General features: G+C 41.8%; 17 protein-coding genes. 11 read left to right on the top strand and 6 right to left on the bottom strand.

The window, feature by feature from the left end; translation table 11 throughout:
* Positions 1-172: 172 nt before the first annotated feature.
* Entirely contained in the window at positions 173-1933 is a 1761-nt protein-coding gene (locus tag ACQY3F_RS05025) for an IS1634 family transposase (RefSeq protein WP_428353849.1), read from the top strand.
* Between the two features lie 2 nt (positions 1934-1935).
* Here the strand turns inward: ACQY3F_RS05025 and ACQY3F_RS05020 are convergent, their stop codons facing one another.
* On the bottom strand, positions 1936-2067 hold the full coding sequence (locus tag ACQY3F_RS05020) for a hypothetical protein (protein WP_428353848.1): 132 nt from the start codon (positions 2065-2067) through the stop codon (positions 1936-1938).
* A 208-nt stretch (positions 2068-2275) separates the two neighbouring features.
* On the opposite strand from ACQY3F_RS05020, the gene ACQY3F_RS05015 reads away from it, so the two are divergent.
* The 6 genes from ACQY3F_RS05015 (at position 2276) to ACQY3F_RS04990 (ending at position 7993) form a co-directional block, all read left to right on the top strand.
* Positions 2276-2710, top strand: a complete 435-nt coding sequence (locus ACQY3F_RS05015; RefSeq protein ID WP_428353847.1) for a GlcG/HbpS family heme-binding protein — start codon at positions 2276-2278, stop codon at positions 2708-2710.
* 25 nt (positions 2711-2735) lie between these two features.
* A complete protein-coding gene (locus tag ACQY3F_RS05010) occupies positions 2736-3656 on the top strand; it encodes a hypothetical protein (protein ID WP_428353846.1) in 921 nt (306 codons plus the stop codon).
* Positions 3657-3698: 42 nt separating this feature from the next.
* Positions 3699-4565: a glycosyltransferase gene (locus ACQY3F_RS05005; RefSeq protein ID WP_428353845.1), complete on the top strand. Its 867-nt coding sequence runs from the start codon at positions 3699-3701 to the stop codon at positions 4563-4565.
* A 2-nt stretch (positions 4566-4567) separates the two neighbouring features.
* Positions 4568-5509 carry a UDP-glucose 4-epimerase family protein gene (locus ACQY3F_RS05000; RefSeq protein ID WP_428353844.1) on the top strand — a complete coding sequence of 314 codons (942 nt, stop codon included), beginning with the start codon at positions 4568-4570 and terminating at the stop codon, positions 5507-5509.
* 283 nt (positions 5510-5792) lie between these two features.
* Positions 5793-6257, top strand: a complete 465-nt coding sequence (locus tag ACQY3F_RS04995; RefSeq protein ID WP_428353305.1) for a hypothetical protein — start codon at positions 5793-5795, stop codon at positions 6255-6257.
* A gap of 41 nt (positions 6258-6298) precedes the next feature.
* Positions 6299-7993 (top strand): putative transposase, encoded by a 1695-nt coding sequence (locus ACQY3F_RS04990; RefSeq protein WP_428353306.1) that lies wholly within the window; start codon positions 6299-6301, stop codon positions 7991-7993.
* A 121-nt stretch (positions 7994-8114) separates the two neighbouring features.
* On the opposite strand, the gene ACQY3F_RS04985 is transcribed toward ACQY3F_RS04990, so the two are convergent.
* The 4 genes from ACQY3F_RS04985 to ACQY3F_RS04970 form a co-directional block, all read right to left on the bottom strand.
* A complete protein-coding gene (locus ACQY3F_RS04985) occupies positions 8115-9869 on the bottom strand; it encodes a putative transposase (protein WP_428357615.1) in 1755 nt (584 codons plus the stop codon).
* Between the two features lie 38 nt (positions 9870-9907).
* Positions 9908-10372 carry a hypothetical protein gene (locus ACQY3F_RS04980; protein ID WP_428353676.1) on the bottom strand — a complete coding sequence of 155 codons (465 nt, stop codon included), beginning with the start codon at positions 10370-10372 and terminating at the stop codon, positions 9908-9910.
* Between the two features lie 305 nt (positions 10373-10677).
* Entirely contained in the window at positions 10678-11406 is a 729-nt protein-coding gene (locus ACQY3F_RS04975; RefSeq protein WP_428353843.1) for a metallophosphoesterase, read from the bottom strand.
* Between the two features lie 265 nt (positions 11407-11671).
* Positions 11672-13033, bottom strand: a complete 1362-nt coding sequence (locus ACQY3F_RS04970) for an IS1380 family transposase (RefSeq protein WP_428353842.1) — start codon at positions 13031-13033, stop codon at positions 11672-11674.
* 315 nt (positions 13034-13348) lie between these two features.
* Between ACQY3F_RS04970 and ispG the strand changes: the two genes are divergently transcribed.
* The 3 genes from ispG to ACQY3F_RS04955 all read left to right on the top strand — a co-directional run bounded on the left by ispG (position 13349) and on the right by ACQY3F_RS04955 (position 17330).
* Positions 13349-14566: a flavodoxin-dependent (E)-4-hydroxy-3-methylbut-2-enyl-diphosphate synthase gene (ispG, locus tag ACQY3F_RS04965; RefSeq protein WP_428353841.1), complete on the top strand. Its 1218-nt coding sequence runs from the start codon at positions 13349-13351 to the stop codon at positions 14564-14566.
* A 144-nt stretch (positions 14567-14710) separates the two neighbouring features.
* Positions 14711-16087 (top strand): hypothetical protein, encoded by a 1377-nt coding sequence (locus tag ACQY3F_RS04960; protein ID WP_428353840.1) that lies wholly within the window; start codon positions 14711-14713, stop codon positions 16085-16087.
* Between the two features lie 565 nt (positions 16088-16652).
* On the top strand, positions 16653-17330 hold the full coding sequence (locus tag ACQY3F_RS04955) for a zinc ribbon domain-containing protein (RefSeq protein ID WP_428353839.1): 678 nt from the start codon (positions 16653-16655) through the stop codon (positions 17328-17330).
* 104 nt (positions 17331-17434) lie between these two features.
* Here the strand turns inward: ACQY3F_RS04955 and sbcB are convergent, their stop codons facing one another.
* Positions 17435-18880, bottom strand: coding sequence for an exodeoxyribonuclease I (sbcB, locus tag ACQY3F_RS04950; RefSeq protein ID WP_428353838.1), 1446 nt, complete (start codon positions 18878-18880; stop codon positions 17435-17437).
* Between the two features lie 309 nt (positions 18881-19189).
* Between sbcB and ACQY3F_RS04945 the strand changes: the two genes are divergently transcribed.
* Positions 19190-19381, top strand: coding sequence for a hypothetical protein (locus ACQY3F_RS04945; protein WP_428353837.1), 192 nt, complete (start codon positions 19190-19192; stop codon positions 19379-19381).
* Positions 19382-19770 lie beyond the last annotated feature (389 nt).

Here is a 19770-nt window from a genome sequence, read left to right as displayed (position 1 = left end):
TCTAGCCCATGTTCAGTCGTTTTTCGCTCAAAAACCACTAACAGGTCTATTTTAATAGGATAAAAAAATAAAAACCTAATCATTACAAACATTTGCATTTCCAAGCAAAGCGTAGTGCCATAACATAACAAAAATAATTGCATTCACTTGATTTTTATGGAAAAATTCAAGTATGTATATCCGATGCACAACGACCCGAACCAAGGCAACTGGCGAGACCTACAAAACGTTTCGGCTAGTTGAGTCCGAGCGAATTGATGGCAAGGTCAAGCAACGTACCCTGCTTAATCTGGGTCGTTTCTTCGATGTACCCAAGTCCCAGTGGAAGTCATTATCAAGTCGTATTGATCAATTACTGACAGCACAGACTGACTGGCTCACTATTGACCTAGAGGAATCACTCGAAACACGGGCACAATATTACGCCACTCAAATCATCACATCCCGAAGTACAACCCTTGACGATAGCGTTCACTTTGAGACCGTTGATATCGGCAGTTTAGAGCTTGTACGACCGCGCCGTGTGGGAGTCGAGCAAATAGCGTTGCACGCTGTAAGGCAGTTAACCCTGGATGATAAATTGAAATCTCTGGGGTTTAACCAGTACCAGCTTGCCGCCTCCCTCGGTACTATCATTGCTCGCATGGCCTGTCCTGCAAGTGAATTAGCCACACACGGCTGGCTGCAGACAACCAGCGGCCTCGGTGAGTTAATCGACTATGACTTCGAAGACATGGGGCTGGATCGTCTGTATCAGGTATCCGACCAATTATGGAAACACCGGGAAGCCATTGAAACCCATTTATATCAGCAAGAACGGGATCTGTTCAGCTTCAGTGAAACTATCACGCTTTATGATCTGACAAATACCTTCTTTGAAGGCGAAGCCAAAACAAACCCAGCCGCCCAAAGAGGCCGCTCCAAGGAAAAGCGCAGTGGCTTTCCACGTAAAAGCCAGATCTTCCCAGGTAATGCAAGTGAACCACAAACCCTGCAAACCATACTTGAAGGACTGGAAGGGCGAACAGGATCCACTGTGATACTTGATGCAGGCATTGCCAGTGAAGAAAACATCCAGTATCTCATTGAGCATGGCTTTCACTATATTGTTGTCTCACGCAAACGCAAGCGGGATTTCGATGAAGAAAAGGCAACTCTGATCAAAGATATTCCGGGGCAACGCGTAAAAGTTCAAAAAGTGACTGTAGAAGAGACCGGAGAAATTGAACTGTACTGTCACTCGCAACTCAGGGAAAAGAAAGAACAAGCCATGCAGGATAGTTTTTCAGAAAAATATGAAACCGCACTCAACAGCCTGCATGCTGGATTGAGCAAAAAAGGAACCACAAAAAATTATACAAAAGTGTTAGAACGGCTGGGACGCATAAAGGAAAAATACGCGCGTGCAGCACAGCACTATGAAGTAACGGTCGTACCTGATGATGAAGGAGACAAGGCCAACTCAATCAGCTGGAAGCGTGTGGAAAAAGCCAACTCGCAGGCAACCCACCCCGGTGTCTATTGCTTACGCACCAACCTGACCGACTGGAATGAAGAAACGCTCTGGCGCACCTACACCATGCTAACCGATCTAGAAAGTGTTTTTCGCAGTCTGAAAAGTGAACTCGGGCTACGCCCTATCTACCATCGAAAAGAAGAACGGGTTAATGGGCATATCTTTATCACTCTCATTGCCTATCATCTCGTCCAGACGCTTCGTTATCAACTCAAAGCTGAACATATTAATGATAGCTGGCAGACGATTCGGCGGACAATGGAAAACCAGCAACGCATTACCGTTATTTTACGGCGGGAAGATGGAAAAACCATTCATCTAAGGAAAGCGACGAATGCAGAGCCGCGACAATCCGTTATTTATAAAGCACTGGAAATTTCAGCGCAGCCAGGAGGTGTTAAAAAAACATTGATTTAGCTTTAATTCAAAATAAAAAAATCTGTAGTGCCAACACCAAGGCCAGATTGTGCGTATCTAATTGTTTTTAAATGAGTTGTTGTCACTGAAATCGAAAGATGGGCTAAATCAACACCAATTATTGTATTCTTCATATTATGGACTCCATAATTTTTTGTTTGAGAGCAACTACATACTTTACCTATTTGGGTGGGGAGTCCAATTATCTATTGTTACAACACAGAAGACGGATAAAAAGCCAAAGTCACTTGTTCAAGTTATTTCGTGAACGTTCCTTAGCAAGGTAGAATGTAAAAGTATATAGTCCCGCCTTAACCAAGGCTCTAGCAACTGGAGAATGTTATGCATGTTTCATTTGAAGAAGCTCAGATAATTACCGCTGCAGCGATATTAAAAGCCCAAGAAATCGATACACAAATGTGTATTGCTGTATTGGACTCTGGAGCCAGCCTAAAAGCGTTTGTCCGTATGAATAATGCCTGGGTCGGTAGCATAGATATTGCCATCAAAAAGGCAAAAACAGCCTGCTTATTTGCTATGCCTACCGGCCAAATTGGCCAGCTTTCCCAACCCGCTGGCCCTTTATATGGTATCGAGCACTCCAACGAAGGCTTAATTACCTTCCCAGGAGGACTGCCCATAGTCAATAGTGACGGCATTCTTATCGGTGCAATTGGTGTCAGCGGTAGCTCAGTAGAAAATGACCATATTGTCGCTTTGGCTGGTGTTGATAGCGTTGGACTCGCCGATGTTCCTGAGCATCCATGGCGTACATAAGAAAATTAATTCAACAGGAAACAACATGAATTTACTCTATAAAAGCACCCTCGTAAGCAGCCTACTCGTTGCATTTTTGTATACTACAATTTCTTTTGCAGCAGAAAGTACAGCGGACAATACTAGCGCTCAACGCATAGTAGTTGAAAATATAGGTCTTAAAACTCCTGAATCAATTGAATATTATCCTGCTGAGGATATCTATCTAGTTAGCAATCTTAATGGCGACGGACTCACCGCAGATGGGAATGGTTTTATTTCGAAATTAAAACCAGATGGCAGTGTTATAGACCTTAAATGGATTGATGGAACTCAACAAGGTGTACTCTTAAATTCGCCAAAAGGAATAGCGATAAAAGGCAGCAACCTATATGTCGCCGATATAAACCAGGTGCATATCTTTGCACTGCCCAGTGGCAAACAAAAGAAATCAATTAAGATCAAAAATAGCACATTTCTCAATGGCATTACGCCAAGGTCAGGGGATTTTGTTTATGTCACAGACAGTGGTTTAAAAGCTGGGGGGAACGCCTACGCTCCTTCGGGTACTGATGCCATTTATAAAGTCCGGTCTAACGGTAAATACGAACTGATTGCTAAAGATAAAGATATGGGTCACCCCAATGGTATTATTGCAGACGGCAAAAAATTAACCGTGGTTACTTTCGTTTCCGGCGAGTTATTTCAAATTGATGCACAAGGTAAACGACATCAGTTACCCAAACCACCCAAGGGTGACCTGGATGGACTGCTTAAGCTGAATGATGGCAGACTGGTGATGACTAGCTGGAGTGGCTCTGCTCTGTATGTCTTAGGCAAAGATAATAATTATAGCATTTTGGCAGATTCGCTTGATGCTCCTGCAGACCTGGGATTTGATAGCAAACGTCAGCGTATATTGATCCCTTTATTTAAGAAAAATAAACTTGTTTTTCTACCAATTTAAACTCTACATTTCTACTTACTCTTTAATCTAACGAGAAAAACCTTGCCTAAAGTTGCTGTACTTCTAGCTGCCTACAATGGTTCAGCATTTATTAAAACTCAGTTACAGAGCATTTTACGCCAACAGGGGGTAACACTAAGCCTTTACATCAGTGTGGATTTATCGTCTGACGATAGTTATCAACTTTGTTGCACTTTTGCTGAACAACATTCGAAGGTATCAGTTTTAGAATATGGGCAAAAATTTGGTGGCGCTGCAGCCAACTTTTATCGTTTAATTAAAGAAGTTGATTTTTCCACTTTTGATTATATAGCCTTATCCGATCAGGATGATATCTGGCTGGATGATAAGCTGTTATGCGCTTGCACTAAACTGAAACAAGGTAATTTTGCGGCTTATTCAGGCAATGTTTTGGCTTTCTGGCCTGATGGGCGTGAATTATTAATCAATAAAGCCTGGCCACAACGAAAGTTTGACTATTTATTTGAAGCTGCAGGTCCTGGTTGTACCTATGTATTGCGCACTGAGCCAATGCTGTTATTTAAAAGTTTACTGATATCAAATTGGCAACAGGCTCAACAAGTCATTCTACATGACTGGTTTCTCTATGCATTTTTTCGATCCAAAGGCCTTTCCTGGTTTATAGACCCTGAGTACAAATTACTCTATCGCCAGCATTCTGCCAATCAAGTAGGTATACATAAAGGCTGGCAGGCAAGTGTAAAAAGGCTGTCCCTATTATATAACGGCTGGTGTAAACACCAGGTTGTCAACGTTGCAGATTTGATAGCCGAAGAACAACTCAACGTGCATTCACGGTGGGCTATCCTAAGCAACATTAAACATTTAAGGCGGCGTTTACGGGATAGGTGCATACTGTTTTTTATCGCTTTAACCGGATTGTATTAAAGATGAATAAAGTATTAGTGACCGGAGCGACCGGGTTTGTCGGCACAGCCTTGGTAACATCTTTAACACAACACTTTAATGTGGTAGCTGGGGTACGTCACACGGCTGTATCCGCATCTAGCGTGCAACTTGAATTAGGTGATTTAAGTTCTGCAACGCCTCAGCTAGCCACTTTTCAGGGTGTTGATGTCATTATTCATTTAGCTGCACGTGTACATATTATGCATGACACGGCATCTGACCCGCTGTCTGAATTTCGTAAAACAAATACAACTGCCACCCTAAACTTCGCGCGACAAGCGGCAGAAGCGGGTGTAAAAAGGTTTATTTTTATCAGTACGATTAAAGTCAATGGTGAAATGACAGTCAAAGACCTGCCGTTTCAGGTGGAACTCACAGCGCCTCCCTCTGACCCTTATGCATTATCAAAATATGAAGCCGAACAGGGCCTAATGGCGCTGGCACAAACCACGGACATGGAAGTAGTCGTTATTCGCCCACCGCTAGTTTATGGACCCGGTGTCAAAGGTAATTTTGCTACGCTGATAAACTGGTTAAGCAAAGGAATCCCTCTACCTCTTGGGGCTATTCATAATAAACGTTCGCTGGTGGCTTTAGACAATTTACTTAGCTTTATCACGCTTTGCGTGACTCACCCTAAAGCTGCAAATGAGATATTTCTGATTTCAGATGGTGACGATGTTTCAACAACTCAACTATTACAAAAAGTTGCTAGAGCATGGCATAAAAAAGCTCTGTTGTTACCCATCCCGGTAGTCTGGCTGCATTTTTTCGCAGCACTACTTGGCAAAGGGGAAGCTGCAAATCGGCTGTTTACTTCACTGCAAGTAGATAATTCAAAAGCAACCAGGCTATTAGGCTGGCAAGCGGTCACAACTATGGATAAGCAATTAGAAGAAATGGCTAAGTTTTATAAAGCCTGATTGTAACTACTCAGCGTATCTGATAGTTACGAAATTAGATTGTATATTTCCAGCCAGGCACCAAAAAAGCAGGTATTTGATAAAAAACACCCTCAGAGCACCTGACCTCTATTTTTAGATAAATTGCCCTATTTAATAAATAAATATATTTAAAATCAATCAATAACAAACTTTTTGCTCTAAAAGACCAGATAATACTTTTCACATACATGAGATTTTGTAATGATACCCCTTTTACATTATCCTTGGACTACCGCTGTCCACATCTGCCGGGAAAAAACTCATGGTTCAGCGACAACTTCCTATGTTTCCAGAAGGTTCTACAGAAGTAACTCATGATTTGGCCGTTGAAAAGCGAGACGGCCGCGTGACCTATTTCTATGGTACTCTGCCCGTTTTTACTCACGATGCGAATGATGATGCTTCGTTCAAAATGATTACCGCACAATTCTATACCAACGGTTATGTCAAACAAATGGATATCGTTCGTGCTTTTGGTGTAACGCCCATTAGTGTTAAACGTGCCGTTAAGCTCTATCAAGAAAAGGGTGTGCAAGGCTTTTATGCTGAGAAAAAAACACGAGGAGCGGCTGTTTTGACTGATGATGTGTTGCTAAACGCCCAACAATTATTAAACGAAGGACAAGAACCTTGCGATGTGGCCGATCAATTAGGTATTAAGCGGGATACCTTCAATAAATCAATTCGTGCGGGTCGTTTGCACAAAATAAAAAAAAAGAAACATTAAGCACTAAGAGTGAGCGCAGTGGGCAAGATAATGCGGCACCCATGGGGATGGGGGCTCAGAATATCGATGCTCGTCTGGCTGCCAGTATTGGGCAATTAGAGGAACCGGCTGCCCCTGATTTTCAAGCCCTGCAAGATGTTCCCAAAGGCGGTGTTTTGTTTGCACTGCCCGCTTTATTAGTCACTGGGCTATTAAAATACAGTGAAAACTTTTTTAAACTCAGCAAAGGCTATTATGGATTAGACAGTCTGCTAATCATACTGGCCTTTATCGCACTTGTCCGGGTAAAGTCCATTGAGTCCTTGCGCTATAGTGCGCCAGGAGAATGGGGTAAACTGATTGGACTGGACCGTATTCCAGAAGTCCGCACCCTGCGGAGTAAAATCAAACAACTCACACAAGATGAAGGTCCTCTGCAATGGAGTGAAGCACTGTGCAAAGAATGGATGCAGAGTGCTCCTGAACAAGCCAGTATCCTTTATATTGATGGTCATGTCCGGGTTTATAATGGACATCAAACCAAACTTCCACGTCATCACGTAGCCCGACAAAAACTCTGTTTGCGGGCAACCACGGATTACTGGGTTAATGCAATGGATGGTCAACCCTTTATGGTCATTAACAAAGCAGTCGATCCGGGCATGATCAAGGTCATTGAAAATGACATCCTTCCGCAACTCGAAAAAAGGCTTCCCACTTTTGTTAATGCCCAAGAGCTGGAGTCCGATCCGCTATTGCATCGATTTACACTGGTGTGTGACAGAGAGTCTTACAGCCCGCCTTTTTTTAAACGCATGAAAGCACAGCGTGTTGCCTGTTTAACCTATCATAAATACCCGGGAGAAAACTGGCCGGAAGAAGAATTTTTACCCTATCAGGTCACTTTATCTTCTGGAGAGCAAGCACAACTCAAGCTCGCAGAACGAGGCCACTGCTTAAGTAATGGTCTCTGGGTACGGGAAATACGCAAACTCTCTCAAAAGGGACACCAGACCAGCATTATTGGAACCGACTATCGCTCAGAAATGATCCCGCTAGCTGTTGCCATGTTTGCCCGATGGTCTCAGGAGAATTTCTTCAAGTATTGCCGTGAACACTTTGGATTAGATAAGCTTGTTGACTATTGTATTGAACCAGTTTCCGATACCGTCAAGGTGGTTAATCCAGAATATCGTCGACTGGATAGCCAAATAAGATCCAGCCAGGGAAAACTAAATCGTCTGCTTGCCAGGTTTGCGACATTAACGCTGGATACGCCTATTGAGCCAGACAAAGTCGAGCCCTTCTTGCAAAAAAAGACCGCCTGCCAGGAAGACATTGAAGCCTTTCAGGTGAAAATCAAGACACTCAAAGAAAAGCGAAAACAAGCGCCACATTACCTTAAAGTGAAAGATTTACCCGAAGAGGAGCAATTTCAGCAACTCAGCACCAAAAGTAAACATTTCATCGATACCATCAAAATGATTGCTTATCGTGCTGAAACGGCAATGGCCAATTTGTTACGCGAAACGCTCTCACGCCCTGATGAAGTACGCAGTCTGTTACGGGCAATTTATAGTAGCGAGGCAGACCTGATTCCAGATCATGATCAAGGTACATTAACGGTACGACTACACCATTTGGCCAATCGGAGTTATGACGTGGCGATACATAAATTATGTGATGAACTTAATAGCACAGAAACCAGATTTCCGCGAACTAATTTAAGGATGATCTTTAAACTGGGTTCAAAGTAAATTCCCCGAGATCAGGTGCTCTGACCCTGATGGAACAAGCGTTTTGTGGATGGGCACGGATGAAGCCCTTTGCCCATCCTCAGACATCTTGATTCAGACGAAACTAATTTGAGACCATTTCCTAATTTTTTGCGGATGAAGTCAGCTCATAAATTAAGCGCAGATCGGTTCCTGGATAATTGAGTTCCGTTTGATTGAGTTGTTCAAATAACTTTTCTATTGCTTTATTACTTGCAGGTCGGGAAGTACTATGCACACGTATCCGAAGTTGTTTTTTTACTTCATCGGGTAATATATCTGCTTCTGTCACAAACAGCGTTTGTAATAGTTGCCTTGCCATCGGAAAGTCGATTGTCGGTGAGGTTAGCAGAGCGGCCATTGCTGTTTCTGCCCGATAAGCGATCATGTTGACAGTATCTATCAGCCGCTTTTTCCCTGGCAGAAGCTGTTCGAACTTATCTTCGTCTCTCAACTCTTGCCAGGTAATGTGTTTGGGCGTTTGGCTTAGTTTTTCCTTGATGGTTTTTAGTTCATTTTCATAATGCTCTATTTCTTCGAGTAATTCTGCTCGTTTTCTTTCCCATTTCTTGTATTTCACATCTTCCGTTTCATCTTTTTTAATCACCGGATGAAGTTCCATCGCTGCAAATCGAGATAGACGGTAATTGAGTTTGGATTGTATCGAATTACGCTGTCCTTCCTGTTGGCGCCTATCAGGGTTGACCACCTTTTGGGTATCGGATAGTGGCTCTATTCCATACTCCTGTAGCATATCTAGCCCATAGTGGTGCTTCATATATCTAAAAAAGTTCTCTTGGCACCACCGGCTAAACATTCGCCCAGAAACAGCCGTCAACTCTAGTTCATAGGCTGTGGTAATAATACTGGTTTGGTGACCAGAATCAGTCAACTTGCGCACTTCTCTCATCCACATCGCCTGTTTTTTGGTTCCAACCAGACTGCCTCGTTCGGCGAGTTTCATGATGACTTTTTCACCACTCGGTAGTGTGATCTCCTGACTGGAAAAATTGTCCAGTGGCCAATTTTCGGTGGGAAATTTATGATAGGTCATGCAAGCGACACGATGCTTGTCCCACATCTTTCTAAAGAATGCGGGGCTATAGCCTTCTCTATCAAACACCAGGATAAAACGACAGGCTTGTTTGTTTTGCTGTAATGCTTGTGCACTCGGTTGATTCGGAATGTCTTTGAGTAATCGGGGGACGATATCTTCTTCCAGCGTTTTTAGTAAGCCCGGATCCACCGTTTTTTCAACGACAAAGAAGGGACGCCCCGTACCATCATTAACCCAGTAGTCGGTGATACCCCGTAAGCAGAGTTTTTCGCGTGAAACATGCCGTTTGGGAAGTTTAGTCAAGTGTCCATGATAGACACGGACATGACCATCTATGTAGAGTGTTCCTGCTGCCTCTGGTTCATTTTCCATCCATTGTCGACTGAGGTCGGCCGCCCAGCTTTCAACTGATTCTGGATCAGACAGTCCTTTTACTTTGGTTCTTAAACAGCGCACTTCGGGAACCCGATCCAGGCCAAGTAGTTTGCCGAATTCACCCGGTGCATGCTCGCGAAGTTGTTCGGCATTTTTGATGCGACATAGTCCCATAAAGGCGAGTAGCAATAGGATATGAAAGGTTTGATAATAACCTGTCAGTTTGCCAAGGTGGTGCTCAATGTCATTTAATAAGCCATTGCTAAGTAACGCGGGCAATGCACATAACACACCGCCTTTAGGAACATCTAAACAGGATTCGAATTCGATTGAGGCTCCCTTTTCCTGCTCACCCAAAGCCGCCTGGATTCGCTCTTCTACTCGAGTGCAGGCCGTACCGAGTGACTCGGCTGCACTGGCATCAATAATATCACGGGCTGATTTGGTACTGCCATCATTGGGGTCTATTGATACGGCAGACTTTTTTTTAAACGTCCATCACTGATCGCCTTGCGAAAGGTATCTGCCCGGATGCCTAATTCTTTAGCGGCTTCGTTAGGCGTCATACCTTGATCCAGATATTCCTGAGCTTGCTGCAAAACCTCAAGCGTAAAGAGTGGTCCTCCCTTGCGAGTCGGGCGAGGTTCAAAAAACGAATCAGCCCCTTTTTCTCGTAGTTGCCTTAATGAGCGCATAACACTACTTTTAGAGACACCAAAGGTTGTAATAATATCGATTGAACGACAGGAGCCGGTATTGATGAGTTGAGAGGTGTGAAGTCTAAATAATCTCTTATTGTCAGCCTGGTGAGAATAGATCGGGATACCGCCGAGGAAATAAAACCACTCATCATTTCGGTTATCAACACTGACCTGACCATTTATAATAGTCGTACCCTGAGGAATTATTGGGAGCATGAGTTGCTGCATTAATTGAATACCTCGTATGATATGAGGGCTTAGTTTAACCTAAATGAGTACCGTTTTCATTTCTTTAGCTGAAAATATCAATCATTTGACAATAATTCCCTAACCCTTTAATTATATTGCCTAGTTTAAGTTTTAATGGATTTCTTTCAGGATAGCGAATCAAGATGTCTGATCCTTGTGTTTATTTTGCCGTAACTACTCAGATTGCCTGAATAGTTACGCCTGATTTTAATATACTGTAAACACCGCACGGGAATTTAACGACTAAAGTCAGTTGCTCGCTGTTATTACATGGATTCAAGTACTTAAATAACGGCTATTTTATTTAAATCAAAGCCTGCGACTTCCTTATGCCCCGCATAACCCCGAGTGTTAGATAAAACTCGCGTTCCTTCAATGCGATAATCGCCAATACTATGCGTGTGCCCATGAAACCATGCGGAAATATCATAACCATGAAACAGAGCCTTGAGATCATTACAATACGCAAGTTTCTTGATATCATTGGGCGACTCATTCCAGCTCCATTGTGTCGGTGTATGGTGTGTAACCACAATAGTCTTGCCATTAAAAGGCCTCGCCAGGGCTTTTTCCAGCCAAGCCCTTGAGCGTTTATGTAATTCAGTAAATTGCTCGGGGTTAAATTGACCCTCTGCAAAACGAATTCTTTTGAAGTCATTCAAGTTTTTATTCAATGCTGCTGCCGTTTCCTCACCTTCAATAAACAAATCAGTCCATAAAGTGCAGCCCAGAAAGCGCACACCATTATGTTTAAAAGTACTATTTTCCAGGAAATGAATATTAGTATTCGTGCATTTTTCTTTTAACATTCGCAAAGTATCACGATGTTCATGATTATAAAACTCATGATTTCCGGCAACATAAATTACTGGTTTTTTAAGCGCAATCAACCACTCTATCGCTTGGTCATAAACACCTATATCTCCAGCAGCTATAATAATTTCAGCATTATTATCAGCTAAACCCAAAGAACCAAATTCTAGATGTATGTCAGAGAAATAATTTATGTGCATAAAAGAAACCTGCTTAAAGCAGTTATATTACCTAAATCCTGCAAGCCCATATTTTGACTCTCATTAACCTGTCTAGCTAAGTGGTTATTAGGTTTTTACTGCCGCTTTGCCAGCCCTCTTTGTCCAACCGATCAAAATATCCAGATTTAAATCATAAATAGAGGAAATTTTTTGTATCGTATGGATATCCCCCGAGCCCAAGGCAATAAACACCCTGCCAACGTGCCATGACCTTTTAATCAAAGTGACTTAACTTCGGTTAATGTTAAGCGAGTAACCCCACCTTAACCCAATCATCCCATTCCTGTTGATAGAGCGGACCTGCAGGTGTTCTGACTCTCAGCTGATTATTGCCTGTGAGTAATTTTCCAGCCACCCGAATCAGATAAGTACGAAGTGTATCCGGCTCCCATTGGCACAACGTTTTGTTGCCACTCAATTGAGCCATCCAGCGCACGGTATTGTAGGCAAGAACGGCGCAATGAAATAATGCGGCATTAGCCAGAAATTGATTCGTTCTGATTTTACCTAAACCCATTTGTGATTTTGCTTCTTCAATCCATGTTTCGCACGTCGCTCGTTCACCATACTTCTTATGTGTTTGCCAAGGCGATAGAGGTTCAGTTGTTACATAACAAAAATAGTCATATTCTGCCGTATCCCAAAGCTCGGACTGAGGTCCTGTCACTTGTTTAGGTTGCTTTATCCTGACCGCGACAAACTGACGAGAGCGAGACCAGCCACCACAACGATATTGAAACTCGCTCTGCTCCCAACCGGGTCGGCCTTGTATGGCTGTCCAGGCCTGTTTGGCCAGCAATGCGTTCAAATTCTTAAGTTTAACCTTTATTAGATACCCATGCCCTCTGGTATCGAGAAATTCAAGCAAATCACCGACAAAATAACCACTGTCACCGCGAAAAATAATGCGCATCCGATTGGGCAAGTGTGCAAGTAACTGTTTGGTAAATTCTACAACACCATTGCTTGTAAAGGCATTGCCTGTCCGGAACCAGGCTTGTAAAATTTCTTTTGTTTCCGCTAGAAAAGCGAGTTGTGGATGGTATGAACGGGCACCTTTCTTTTTGGGGTTGAAGCCTTTGGCACTTCCTTCTTGTCGACCACAAACGGTGTCCACAGTTGAATCGACATCGACCCACTGGACGGATTGTATGCCAGTTTTCGATTTTCCGGAACGAAGCAATCGCCGCCAGTGTTGACCACGCAAAGTATGCGTGAGCGTTTCAAACTGGCTTATCTGCCTATCACTTACTTCTTTAAAGATCCGTAAAATTGTGGTTTCAACAGGAATCTTTATCCAGCCAGCTACTTTGCGCAGTACGCTATCTGCCCATACGGTCGTCACCTTTGCCATTGATGTTGCTCCCCCCATCATGCCAACCAACGTCAATAGAACCACATCAGATAAGTGATGGTCTGCATTTTCACCCCGCCGATGTGGAACGCTTTGTTTTACGGTTTTTTCAAAACCTATCCTGTCTAAATATTTCACGACGGGAATCAGTCCCGCCTGGCTTGTCAATCCATGTGCTGTAGATGTCATTTTTACCGTTCGGGTACGGTTTCTTACGTGAGATGAGGATTTTGATACTTTAGAGGGCTTCATTAAAACAATGAGATAGTGAAATCAGGAAAATGATATTATATCATTGTTTAATAAGGAGTTTTGTGGATTATTATGTATAATGCTTGCAGGATTTAGGTATTATTATTTTAATAGGATTATGTGACAGCTAACACTGCGGATTCATTATTTGCAAACATAAAATAATCGTGCCTTATGCGGGCAGTTTACAGAAAGATTCGAGTTATTTTATGGCAATTTTCAAGAAAGCCTAAGTGATCCAGACAGCTGTCTGTTTTTTTTAACAGGGTTCATATATACTCTAGTGTAATTGTAATTTAGAAAAAAAACCAGACCATGTCAATTAGCCCCAGAAAAAATACTCATCAAGTTCTAGTCGGAAACGTTAAAGTTGGCGGTGCTGCGCCAATAGTTATTCAATCAATGACCAATACTGATACTGCAAATATCGCAGCAACTGTTAAACAAGTTATGGAACTTGCTAATGCAGGCTCAGAACTGGTACGCATTACTGTAAACAATGAAGAAGCTGCAGCGGCTGTACCCGAAATACGCAGACAACTGGATGCTAATGGCTTTTCTGTTCCTCTGGTAGGTGATTTTCATTTTAACGGGCACAAGTTATTAGATAAATATCCTGAATGTGCAAAAGCTTTAGGTAAATTCAGAATCAACCCCGGAAATGTAGGTAAAGGTGCAAAACGCGACAGCCAATTTCAGCAAATGATCGAATGCGCTGTAAAATATGACAAGCCCGTACGTATTGGTGTAAATGGCGGTAGTCTGGATCAAGCTGTATTAACTCGTCTTCTGGATGAAAATAGGCAAAAAGCCGAACCTGAAGAACTTGCTGCGGTAACCCGAGAGGCTATTATCATTTCCGCACTGGAAAGTGCCGCCGCAGCCGAATCTTACGGCTTATCTAAAAACAAAATCATCCTGTCTTGTAAAATCAGTAACGTTCAAGAGCTTATCAGCATCTATCAGGATATTTCCGGCCGTTGCGAATATGCATTACATCTGGGACTAACCGAAGCTGGTATAGGTTCCAAGGGTATTGTCGCTTCATCAGCGGCATTATCAGTATTAATGCAAAAAGGCATTGGGGATACTATTCGTATTTCTTTAACGCCTGAGCCTGGTGCTGCACGCACCAATGAAGTCATAGTCGGACAGGAAATATTACAAACCATGGGCTTTCGTTCGTTTACCCCAATGGTTATTGCCTGCCCTGGCTGTGGCCGTACAACCAGTGATTATTTCCAGAAACTAGCCATGGATATTCAAGGCTACCTACGCGAGCAAATGCCAACCTGGCGTGATCAATATAAAGGTGTAGAAGAAATGGAAGTTGCAGTTATGGGCTGCGTGGTTAATGGTCCGGGCGAAAGCAAAAATGCCAATATAGGTATCAGCCTTCCCGGTACTGGAGAAAATCCTGTCGCACCTGTGTATGAAGATGGTGAGAAAACAGTGACTCTAAAAGGCGATAGAATTGCCGAAGAATTCCAGGAACTTGTAGAAAAATATATTGAACGCACCTATAGTGCGTAACTCCAAAAGGTATAACAAATCATGCGCTATTTAATAACATTGCTCGGAGTTGGATAATAGCGCAGTCATGAATTTCTTTACTATTTGGGATCTGGGATAAATATCCCGTTACTCCATTAAATATCGACAAACGGTTCTAATCTAATGAGTACAACTGAAAAAACTGTAAGTTCTTCACTCCACCAGCTGGAACAACAACTCGCGGACAAAAATCCAGCATTACTCCAGGCATTCAGGCTATATCATGAACTGGATCAGGTTGCTTATGATCTTGGGCTGATCGGCATGGATGACTCATTAGCAAATAAAACCTCATGGTCGCCTATCATCACAGTTATTGGTGACTCTGGGGCGGGACGCAATGAATTTATCAATCGCTATCTCGATACGGCCATACCTGCTATTGATTCCTTTGCAAATCACGCCCAATTTACCGTACTAATACACCGCTCAGATGAAACACCTATGTCCTTACCAGGCACGGCAGTTGATGGCGACCCACGCTTTCCTTTTTATCATATCAGCGACCGTCTAAATCAAATAGAACAAGACGAAAGTCGTCATATTAATACTTACCTGGAATTAACAACCAATAACAGTAGTAAATTAAAAGACAAAACGATTATCTTTGCTCCGGGGTTTGCTCCGAATATAAAATCTAAAGGCATTACCCTGCTACGTGACCATGCGGTAGAGCTTTCTGACCTGGTGTTTGTTTTTCTTGATGCCAGTAAACCAAATCTTGAAGACTTGCGCTCTACACTTGCGCCTTTTCTGGAAATGACAACCAACAGCCATAATCCTGGAAAATTTATTTATGTCATAAATCAGGCTCAAGATTCTGACAGTCCTGTAGATCTTGCAAGTTGGAAGCAACAATTAAGTAATCTGGGCCTACAGTCAGGTCAATTTTTTGTTTTAAAGCAAAGCACTGAGTCAAATAATCAACTTGCTATAGAACAAAAACTTGCAAATATTGATGTGGAAAGTGCCTATCGGATTTTGAATACACTAGAGCAGCATATTAATGAGTTTGATACCGTGATTATACAAGAGGTCAAAAAAGCGATCGTACTCTGGAAAGACCGTTCCCACTTTACTGTCATAGTAGTGCTTAGTTGTATTGCCATGACCTTAGTCGCAGGTGAAATTCAATTTGGGCTGGTAGCCTTACTTCTGGATCCTTTTGTTGCATCCATCTTTTTATTTTTATTAATTGTTACAATGATTCCCTTACATTTTTATAGCAGTAAAATACATGCTAAATTTATCAGCAAAAAATTAGTTGAACGCCAGGTTGAATTAGGTCTCATTGAAAATCTGGCTGCGTTATTTGAAAAAAGTCTAACATTTTGGCGCATTCTTCTCCCCTATGAACAACCTGTAGGCTGGTCTAAAGATGTTCAGGAAACATTAGACATGATTAAAACGCGCGCGAAAGGTTTGGTACAGTCACTGAATAATACCTTTAATACCAGCATATTTAACAGCAATAAAGAAGATACTTTTTTAAACTTATAATTTTCCCTGATTACCTATGACTCTCAGCCTTTCTCCGTCATTCCTGCTACCATTTTAAAACGGGACAAAGCAATGTAGGCTGGGTTAGCTTATCTAGCGAAGCGCAGATAACGTAACCCAGCATTTTACGTATACGGGGCTTTGCTGGGTTACGTTTTTTTCTTCGTTAAAAAAAATCTAACCCAGCCTACGGTGTCCCGTCTTAAGTGCGTAGCCGTCATTCCTGCATGCTTTTAGCAGGGATCTCATAGGTTAAGCATAGATTCCCGATAAAGCTTGTGCCCACGCTTGACTGGGTAGACTTCGGGAATGGCGAGTTTTTTAACATACTGTTTTTAATGTTTTATTCTCTTATGGCTGAGAGTTGTACGTAATCAGGTAATTTTAACTCCTAGAATTTCAACCCTTAGCTTTTGAGTGACATAAGGAAGCGAAAATAACTATCTAGATATAACGTTAGTGCTTCATTTTTTAGAACATATTTATGAGTTGTGTACAATAAATCTCATACTTACATTTATTTTGGCTAGAGTATTATTCATTTAATATTTTTCAACAGGAGATTATGTTATGGCGACCTTATTACCCCCCCCCTATTACAGCTAGCCAAAAGGCCATTCAATACTTCTTTGCTATATTAAGTATTTTAATCATAGGGAAATTAATTACTATCATTCCAGTCATGGATCGATTGCAACTGGCAGGAACCTACAAAGCTGCACAAATCGTGTGGCTTGGGGCCAAGCTGTCAGCCTTAGTATTATTTTATTATTTTGCACGTGCAACTATTACAGCGATTCCTAATAATGGTAGCTTACTTCCTTTTATTCGCAATATAACAGGACCTCTGACAATTCTAGTCATCGTTATTATTGGTCAGGAACTACTATGGCAATTACTTGAGCCATTTGTACAGACGGCGGGTAAAAAAATTTATTATAGTCTAGCAATTATCGTTATTATTGCCATCAGTATCTGGTTAGTATTTCGAGCTTATCAATCAGCATTATACTTATCTGGTACGGGGCAAAAAATTGTTAAATACATCTCGAAAATTAGATATTCACAATATAAAGCATGCACTGACTGTGGGCATCAAATTAAGAACGATGCTAAATTTTGTAGTCAGTGTGGTTTAAAAATACTTGATCATGTAAATTGCTCAGAGTGTGGACAACTTGTATCAGTCAGTGAAAATTTTTGCCAACATTGCGGAGCCAAGGCAACTCTAACGGGTTCTTAAATAACACATTACATTTTATTATAATATTTCACCCTAAGCGTGGTAATTACCCCGCTAATTAATAAAACAATAAATCTATCAACATGGTTATATTGAATATCTGCCTAAGCCTGTATTCTTTTTTGTAAACCGGCTGCATATTGCTCTAAATCAATCAATAACTGTTTATCTACCTCATCATCATGCTTTAATTGCTTTAGTTTTTCATTATAAGTATTAAAATCAAGAAAATGATGACTATCTTTATCAGTTAGTCGAGCAAAACAAAATTGCTGCCAACGCTTATGCTCTGCATTATTTAATGTATCTGGATAATTCCTGGCTCGATATCTAAACAACATTTCATTTAACCTGGAGTTAGCATCCTTAATAGCAAAACTAGCTAAGTCTTCAGGCTTTGTAGCGCGAATTTGATTCATAATTTGCTTATCCTGCGCAGAAAAAAAACCGCCACTATAGATCATTAAGTCAGGGTCGGCTCCTGCTTCTGAAGAAAATGTGTGCTCACTAAATACTTTATTCAGTGTTGTCTGTATTTCATCCGAGCTTTGAATTAAATCTCTATGCTGCAGGCATTTTTCAATATCAATATCTAGACGCTCCGCATCACTAGCGCGTAACACTTTTGCAGGTGCAATTATCGGGCATTTATTAATATGCACCGTTTTTAATGGAATACGTTCCATTCCTTCCGGTAGTTCAGCTTTAGCAGTAAAAATCCGTTGCTGAATTTCTGTTGCAGATAAGCTTAGCATTACTTCCGGGTTAACTGATAAATCATAGACAATCACGCCATTACTATTTACTGGGTGCTGACAGACAGGTACAACCAGGGATAGATATTGTTTTTGTGCACCATACATCCCCGATACATGCACAACTGGAGTATAGCTACCCAACTGCAATAATTGCTTAAGCTGGTGTTTACCCCGGTTGTGTAAAAAGAAATCATACAATTTAGGTTGCGCCTGCTTAATTAATTTTGCTAGCGCAATGGTAGCATGCACATCAGACAAAGCATCATGTGCAGCGGCATGTTCAATGCCATTTTCTGCCGTTAGTTTTTCCAAACGAAAGCTGATCTTACCTTCTGCATCAACAGGCCAATTAATTCCTTCAGGGCGAAGTGCATGGACAGTGCGGATTAAATCAATTAAATCCCAGCGAGAGTTGCCATTTTGCCATTCCCTGGCATAAGGATCATAAAAATTACGATATAACAAATTGCGTGTAACTTCATCATCAAAGCGCAGGTTGTTATAGCCAAGCGTGCAAGTATTTTCTTGCGCCATTTCACTATGAATCTGTGCTATAAAATCTGCTTCACAAACACCTTTTTCTAGTGCTAATTGCGGGGTAATTCCTGTGACGCAGCATGCCTCAGGTTGAGGTAGAGTATCATCAGTAGGTTGACAATAAATGACTAGAGGGTCACCTATAATATTAAAATCAAAATCAGTTCTAATACCGGCAAATTGTACCGCTCTATCCCTTTGTGGATCTACTCCGAAGGTTTCATAATCATGCCAATAAAAACTATTTTCTATCATAACTGTGTCACACTACCGTAAGAAATTATAAAAAGTATCTACAATCCTAGAAAAATCAGTTGCTCACGTTTTCTAGCACAAGCTCTTGATTCCACCGCACTTCCAAAAAAATGTCCGCTTAACCTATGGGTGAAGCTAAAATTTTTTGAAAACACTGTGAAATCCATATCTTGCACTATAAATTCCCGCTCAACTAATTTTTCTAGGATAATGTAACAGATAGTTGCAGATATTCAGAATAGATTAGCTTGCTGAAGGCGGTACACTCCAGACACGATAATAAGTGATATACACTTCGCGCGGTCATGGATGCGGTTGTATAGTGAGCTGGTTTTTGTCGATAGCAAAGCCTGCCCCGTACTTGATACGGGGACGCTGAAACTGGGGCATAACTGGCTATGTAACGGTTTCAGCAACGTAGCTAAGGAAGGCGCATGGAATAAGTTGAGCATCTGGCGCAGGATTTTTATTCGTATTCAAGACGTAGAAACAGGCACATAGCCAGCTACGTAACAGTTTCTACAACGCAGAAGACGGATAAAAAGACAAGCCAGTTGCTTAAGTTATTTCGTGCGCGTCCCTAAGTAACTACGTAAACACATTGCTGATTACGTACAACTCTCAGCTACAGTAGAATAAACCTAGAAAATCAGCATGTTAAAAACCTCGTCATTCCCGAAGTCTTTTATCGGGAATCTGTACTAAACCCATGAGATTCCTGCTAAAAGCTTGCAGGAATGACGGAGAATGACTGAGAGTCATGGGTAATCAGGAACACATTTAACAGTTCTGTAGATGGGTAGAACGTAGCACCTGCCTTTTTAGGTGCGAAGTGACTCGCAAGAGCGCGTAGCGAAACCCATCAATCCCACGTAAAACGATGGGTTTCT

This window comes from Methyloprofundus sp. (assembly GCF_965251085.1).
Taxonomy (GTDB): Bacteria; Pseudomonadota; Gammaproteobacteria; order Methylococcales; family Methylomonadaceae; genus Methyloprofundus.
This window is presented reverse-complemented; position numbering and strand designations above follow the sequence as displayed.

Bases quoted from the DNA above. Each gene is read 5' to 3' on its own strand.
- ACQY3F_RS05025 (WP_428353849.1), top strand. From the start codon at position 173: ATGTATATCCGATGCACAACGACCCGAACCAAGGCAACTGGCGAGACC.
- ACQY3F_RS04955 (WP_428353839.1), top strand. From the start codon at position 16,653: ATGTTATGGCGACCTTATTACCCCCCCCCTATTACAGCTAGCCAAAAG.
- ispG (WP_428353841.1), top strand. From the start codon at position 13,349: ATGTCAATTAGCCCCAGAAAAAATACTCATCAAGTTCTAGTCGGAAAC.
- ACQY3F_RS04970 (WP_428353842.1), bottom strand. From the start codon at position 13,033: ATGAAGCCCTCTAAAGTATCAAAATCCTCATCTCACGTAAGAAACCGT.
- sbcB (WP_428353838.1), bottom strand. From the start codon at position 18,880: ATGATAGAAAATAGTTTTTATTGGCATGATTATGAAACCTTCGGAGTA.
- ACQY3F_RS05010 (WP_428353846.1), top strand. From the start codon at position 2,736: ATGAATTTACTCTATAAAAGCACCCTCGTAAGCAGCCTACTCGTTGCA.
- ACQY3F_RS04960 (WP_428353840.1), top strand. From the start codon at position 14,711: ATGAGTACAACTGAAAAAACTGTAAGTTCTTCACTCCACCAGCTGGAA.
- ACQY3F_RS04995 (WP_428353305.1), top strand. From the start codon at position 5,793: ATGGTTCAGCGACAACTTCCTATGTTTCCAGAAGGTTCTACAGAAGTA.
- ACQY3F_RS05020 (WP_428353848.1), bottom strand. From the start codon at position 2,067: ATGAAGAATACAATAATTGGTGTTGATTTAGCCCATCTTTCGATTTCA.
- ACQY3F_RS04975 (WP_428353843.1), bottom strand. From the start codon at position 11,406: ATGCACATAAATTATTTCTCTGACATACATCTAGAATTTGGTTCTTTG.
- ACQY3F_RS05000 (WP_428353844.1), top strand. From the start codon at position 4,568: ATGAATAAAGTATTAGTGACCGGAGCGACCGGGTTTGTCGGCACAGCC.
- ACQY3F_RS04990 (WP_428353306.1), top strand. From the start codon at position 6,299: ATGGGGATGGGGGCTCAGAATATCGATGCTCGTCTGGCTGCCAGTATT.
- ACQY3F_RS04980 (WP_428353676.1), bottom strand. From the start codon at position 10,372: ATGCAGCAACTCATGCTCCCAATAATTCCTCAGGGTACGACTATTATA.
- ACQY3F_RS04945 (WP_428353837.1), top strand. From the start codon at position 19,190: ATGCGGTTGTATAGTGAGCTGGTTTTTGTCGATAGCAAAGCCTGCCCC.
- ACQY3F_RS05015 (WP_428353847.1), top strand. From the start codon at position 2,276: ATGCATGTTTCATTTGAAGAAGCTCAGATAATTACCGCTGCAGCGATA.